Genomic DNA, 5,406 nt, shown 5'->3' on the forward strand with positions numbered 1-5,406 from the left:
CTTGGTCTCGTCCGTGAGCTCGCTGTGCGTCGTGTACGTGACCTCGGCGGCGGCCAGCGCACCCGCCCGCGTCTCCCGGTGGGTGACGGCGGAGGCGCGCGTGGGGCCCTCCTCCGTACACGTGGACCGCTACGCCACGAACGACCTCGGCGGCTCCGCGCCCCCGCTGCCCGCGCCGGACTCGACCAGACGGGCCGCGGCGGCCAGCCGCGCGGCCGCCTCGTCGGCGACCGGGCCGCCGACCGTGAAGGGCAGCCGGACGAAGCCCTCGAAGGCGCCGTCGACGCCGAAGCGGGGGCCGGAGGGCACCCGGACGCCGACCCGCTCCCCCGCCTCGGCGAGCCGGGAGCCGGACAGGCCGCCGGTGCGGACCCAGAGGGTCAGACCGCCGCGCGGGACCGCGAACTCCCACTCCGGAAGCTCCCGGCGGACGGCGGTGACGAGCGCGTCCCGGTTCTCCCTGGCCTGCTCGCGGCGCAGGCTCACGGCCTCCTCCCAGCCGCCCGTCCGCATGAGCCAGTTCACGCCGAGCTGCTCCAGGACGGGGGTGCCGAGGTCGGCGTACGCGCGCGCGGCCACCAGGGAACGGATGACGTCGGGGGCGGCCCGGACCCAGCCGATGCGCATGCCCGCCCAGAAGGCCTTGCTGGCCGAGCCGACCGTGAGGACGGTGGCGCCCGCCGGGTCGAAGGCGCAGACCGGCCGGGGCATCTCCAGGTCCTCGTCCAGGTGCAGTTCGGCCATGGTCTCGTCGACGACGAGGACCGTGCCGGCCGAGCGGGCCGCCTCGACGAGCTGCCGCCGCTGGTCCTCGTCGGCGAGCGCGCCGGTCGGGTTGTGGAAGTCGGCGACGACGTACGCGAGACGGGGCGCCGCGTCCCGCAGCACCTGCCGCCAGCGGCCCAGGTCCCAGCTGCCGAGGCCCTCGGCCATGGCGACGGGCACGAGCCGGGCGCCGGCCGAGCGCATCAGCTGGAGGATGTTGGCGTACGAGGGCGACTCGACGGCGATCCGCTCGCCCCGCCCGGCAAAGAGGTGGCAGATGGCGTCGATGGCGCCCATGGCGCCGGTCGTGACCATGATCTGCTCGGGCATGGTGGGGATCCCGCGCGCGGTGTACCGGTCGGCGAGCATCTGCCGCAGCGCGGGCAGCCCGGCCGGGTAGTCCCCGTGCGTGTGGGCGTAGGGCGGCAGCTCCTCCAGGGCGCCCTGGACGCCCCGGGTGAGCCAGGGCTCGGGCGCGGGCAGCGCCGCGCAGCCGAGGTCGATCATCGAGCCGAGGGACTCGGGAGGCAGCGGTTCGAGGCCGCGCGCGGGCAGCGGGTTCCCGGCGGGCACGGCGGTCCAGCTGCCGGCGCCGCGCCGCGACTCCAGGAAGCCCTCGGTGCGCAGCGCCTCGTAGGCCGCGGCGACCGTGGTGCGGCTGACGGTGAGCGCGAGGGCGAGCTCCCGCTCGGCGGGCAGGCGGGCGGCGACCGGGACGCGGCCCTCCAGGACGAGCAGCCGGATGCCGTCGGCCAGGGCGCGGTAGGCGGGCGGCTTGCGGGTGCCGGGTCCGGCGGGCCGGGGCTGCTGCGCCTGGAGCTGCCGGGCGAGCTGGGCCGGCCCCACCGCCGAAGTCCACTGAGCCATGGAAATCAGTCCACCTTCCTCGAATTGGCCATGGTTGACATCCGATCCCCCGCCACAGAGTGTCATGAGTCAGTCCACTACCACCACCTTGGGGGGCAGTCCCTTGTCCATCGCCTCCGGCCTCCGCGGCCGGCACCTCGCCCGTCGGCTCGTCCAGCTGTACGTCGGACTGACGCTGTACGGGGCCAGCTCGGCGCTGCTCGTGCGCAGCGGGCTCGGCCTGGAGCCCTGGAACGTCCTGCACCAGGGCCTCGCCGAGAAGACCGGGCTGTCCATCGGCGTGGTGTCGATCGTCGTCGGCGCGGTGGTGCTGCTGCTGTGGCTCCCGATCCGGCAGCGGCCCGGGCTCGGCACGGTCTCCAACGTGTTCGTGATCGGTCTGGCGATGGACGGCACCCTGGCCCTGGTGCCGGACGTCCACGGCCTGGTCGGGCAGGTGCCGCTGCTCGTGTTCGGCATCGCCCTCAACGGCGTCGCCACCGGCCTGTACATCGCGGCGCGGTTCGGGCCCGGCCCGCGCGACGGCCTGATGACCGGTCTGCACCGGCTCACCGGCCGGTCCATCCGGCTGGTGCGGACGGCGATCGAGGTCGTGGTGGTCGCCACCGGCTTCCTGCTCGGCGGCTCGGTCGGCGTCGGCACGGTCCTGTACGCGCTCGCGATCGGCCCGCTCGCCCAGTTCTTCCTGCGCTGGTTCGCCCTCCCGGAGCCGGACTCCGCCGGCGCGGCGGCCGCCTCCGGCCGCGCGGCGCCCGCCCCCGATGCCGCTCCCGGGTCCGCCTCCGGCAGCCCCGCGCTCACCCCCGGACCGGACTCCGTCCCCTCCCTGGTCGCCGCCGGGACACCGGAAGGCGCCATACTGCGGCCGTGACTCGCGTACGCCACCCCTACCTCGACCACCCCTCCCCTCTCGCGTTCGCCCATCGCGGCGGCACGGCGAACGGCCTGGAGAACACCGCGGCCGCCTTCCGCCGGGCCGCCGCGGTGGGCTACCGCTACTTCGAGACCGATGTGCACACGACGTCCGACGGGATGCTCGTCGCGTTCCACGACGCGACCCTCGACCGGGTGACGGACGCCTCGGGCCGGATCCGCGACCTGCCGTGGGCGGCGGTGCGGGAGGCGCGCGTGGCCGGCGAGGAACCGCTGCCGCTCTTCGCGGACCTCCTGGAGGAGTTCCCCGAGGCCCGCTGGAACGTGGACCTCAAGACGGAGTCGGCCCTCTATCCGCTGATCAACCTGATCCGCAAGAAGAAGGCCTGGGACCGGGTCTGCGTGGGCTCCTTCACCGAGTCCCGGGTGGCGCGGGCCCAGCGGATGGCCGGTCCGCAGCTCGCCACCTCGTACGGGGTGCGCGGGGTGGTCGGGCTGCGGCTGCGCTCCTGGGGGATCCCGGCGGCGCTGCGGGCCGGGGCGGTGGCGGCGCAGGTCCCGGAGCGCCAGGCCGGGGTCCCGGTGGTCGACCGCCGGTTCGTGCGGGAGGCGCACGCGCGCGGGCTCCAGGTCCACGTGTGGACGGTGAACGATCCGGCCCGGATGAACTCTCTCCTCGACCTGGGAGTCGATGGCATCATGACCGATCACCTGGAGACGCTGCGCGGCGTGCTCACCGATCGGGGAGCGTGGGTCTGAGCCGCGTCCCGGCCACGGGGACGAACGAGGAGGGCGCGGCCGTGACCGCTGACACCATCGAGCCGGAGGAGCACGCCGCCGGTCCCGCCGAGCGGCGGCGCGAGCAGCGAGGCTGGTACTTCTACGACTTCGCGTGCTCGGTCTACTCGACGAGCGTGCTCACCGTGTTCCTCGGGCCGTACCTGACCTCGGTGGCCCGGGCGGCGGCCGACGCCGAGGGGTTCGTGCACCCGCTGGGCGTCCCGGTGCGGGCCGGCTCGCTCTTCGCGTACGCCGTGTCCGCCTCGATCGTGGTCGCGGTCCTGGTGATGCCGCTGGTGGGCGCGGTGGCGGACCGCACGGGCCGGAAGAAGCCGCTCCTCGCGGCGTCGGCGTACCTGGGGGCGGCGGCGACGACGGGAATGTTCTTCCTGGCGGGCGAGCACTACCTCCTCGGCGCGTTCCTGCTGATCGTGGCGAACGCCTCGCTGTCGGTCTCGATGGTGCTCTACAACGCCTATCTGCCGCAGATCGCGGAGCCGGACGAGCGGGACGCGGTCTCCTCGCGCGGCTGGGCCTTCGGCTACACGTCCGGCGCGCTGGTCCTCGTCCTGAACCTGGTCCTCTACTCGGGGCACGACTCCTTCGGCCTCACGGAGGGCGAGGCGGTCCGCGTCTGTCTGGCCTCGGCCGGTCTGTGGTGGGGTGCCTTCACGCTGGTGCCGCTGCGCCGGCTGCGCGACCGGGGGGTCCGCCCGGAGGGGTCCGGGCGGTCCGGCGAGGGCGCGGTGGGCAGCGGCTGGAGCCAGTTGCGGGCCACGCTGAAGGACATGCGCCGGCATCCGCTGACGCTCTCCTTCCTCCTCGCGTACCTCATCTACAACGACGGCGTGCAGACGGTGATCTCGCAGGCCTCGATCTACGGCTCGGAGGAGCTGGGCCTCGACCAGACGACGCTCATCACGGCGGTCCTGCTCGTCCAGGTGCTCGCGGTGGCGGGCGCCCTCGGGATGGGGCGACTCGCCCGGTCGTACGGCGCCAAGCGGACGATTCTGGGCTCGCTGGCGGTCTGGACGCTGATCCTGGCGGCGGGGTACTTCCTGCCGGCCGGCTCGCCGGTGTTCTTCTACTGCCTGGCGGCCGCGATCGGCCTGGTCCTGGGCGGCAGCCAGGCCCTGTCGCGCTCGCTGTTCTCGCATCTGGTGCCGCGTGGCAAGGAGGCGGAGTACTTCTCGGCGTACGAGATGAGCGACCGGGGGCTCAGTTGGCTGGGTCCGCTCGTGTTCGGTCTCGCGTATCAGCTGACCGGAAGCTATCGGGATGCCATCATCTCCCTGGTGATCTTCTTCGCCGTCGGCTTCGCGCTGCTCGCCCGGGTCCCGGTCCGGCGTGCGGTGGAGGCCGCGGGGAACCCGATACCCGAGCGTATTTAGACGTGGCGGTGAAAGGGCGGTAGTGTACGCGTTTGGCCTGCCAGGCGGACCGTTACTGCGTGCTGCTTTGGTGAAGACACCGGGTCACATCTGCCGTCAGATGTGACAAAACGGGCACTGGTGGGTACAACAAGGGGCGGCACGACGGGCGACGCATGACCCGGCACGGGAATCTTTACCGCCGACCGGACGTTGACCGGATAACGACGACAGCGACACCTGTCCTGTGGGCGACAAGCCCGGGAGGCACGATTCATGAGTGAGCGAGCTCTTCGCGGCACGCGCCTCGTGGTGACGAGCTACGAGACCGACCGCGGCATCGATCTGGCCCCGCGCCAGGCGGTGGAGTACGCATGCGAGAAGGGCCATCGTTTTGAGATGCCCTTCTCGGTCGAGGCGGAGATTCCGCCGGAGTGGGAGTGCAAGGTCTGCGGAATCCAGGCACTCCTGGTGGACGGGGACGGACCTGAGGAGAAGAAGGGCAAGCCTGCGCGTACGCACTGGGACATGCTCATGGAGCGCCGCACCCGCGAGGAGCTGGAGGAGGTCCTCGCCGAAAGGCTGGCCGTTCTGCGCTCCGGCGCCATGAACATCGCCGTGCATCCGCGCGACAGCCGCAAGTCCGCCTAGCGGACCGCCACAAGAGCACCACGCCGCGGGCCGAACTCGCCGCCGCCCGATCCGGCGGCGGTGACGACTCCGACGGAGAAGGGGTCCTCGACTCCGTCCT

Annotated in this window: 5 protein-coding genes; 4 read left to right on the forward strand and 1 reads right to left on the reverse strand. The window is 73.0% G+C overall.

Going from position 1 to position 5,406, the window contains the following annotated elements; all coding sequences use genetic code 11:
- Positions 1 to 129: 129 nt before the first annotated feature.
- Entirely contained in the window at positions 130 to 1,632 is a 1,503-nt protein-coding gene (locus ABZ318_RS38795; RefSeq protein ID WP_356907121.1) for a PLP-dependent aminotransferase family protein, read from the reverse strand.
- 64 nt (positions 1,633 to 1,696) lie between these two features.
- Here ABZ318_RS38795 and ABZ318_RS38800 point away from each other — a divergent pair, with 64 nt between their 5' ends.
- The 4 genes from ABZ318_RS38800 to ABZ318_RS38815 all read left to right on the forward strand — a co-directional run bounded on the left by ABZ318_RS38800 (position 1,697) and on the right by ABZ318_RS38815 (position 5,306).
- Entirely contained in the window at positions 1,697 to 2,503 is an 807-nt protein-coding gene (locus ABZ318_RS38800; RefSeq protein ID WP_356907122.1) for a hypothetical protein, read from the forward strand.
- A complete protein-coding gene (locus ABZ318_RS38805; protein ID WP_356907123.1) occupies positions 2,500 to 3,264 on the forward strand; it encodes a glycerophosphodiester phosphodiesterase in 765 nt (254 codons plus the stop codon). Before ABZ318_RS38800 ends, ABZ318_RS38805 begins: the two co-directional genes overlap by 4 nt.
- A 41-nt stretch (positions 3,265 to 3,305) precedes the next feature.
- Entirely contained in the window at positions 3,306 to 4,676 is a 1,371-nt protein-coding gene (locus ABZ318_RS38810; protein ID WP_356907124.1) for an MFS transporter, read from the forward strand.
- Positions 4,677 to 4,931: 255 nt separating this feature from the next.
- The gene (locus ABZ318_RS38815) at positions 4,932 to 5,306 is read left to right on the forward strand and encodes an RNA polymerase-binding protein RbpA (RefSeq protein WP_015032218.1); all 375 of its coding nucleotides are present in this window, start codon (positions 4,932 to 4,934) and stop codon (positions 5,304 to 5,306) included.
- Positions 5,307 to 5,406 lie beyond the last annotated feature (100 nt).

The sequence above is a fragment of the Streptomyces sp. NPDC006197 genome (assembly GCF_040613865.1).
Lineage (GTDB): Bacteria > Actinomycetota > Actinomycetes > Streptomycetales > Streptomycetaceae > Streptomyces.

Coding starts and splice junctions, on each gene's coding strand:
- ABZ318_RS38795 (WP_356907121.1), bottom strand. CDS start 1,632: ATGGCTCAGTGGACTTCGGCGGTGGGGCCGGCCCAGCTCGCCCGGCAG.
- ABZ318_RS38800 (WP_356907122.1), top strand. CDS start 1,697: ATGAGTCAGTCCACTACCACCACCTTGGGGGGCAGTCCCTTGTCCATC.
- ABZ318_RS38815 (WP_015032218.1), top strand. CDS start 4,932: ATGAGTGAGCGAGCTCTTCGCGGCACGCGCCTCGTGGTGACGAGCTAC.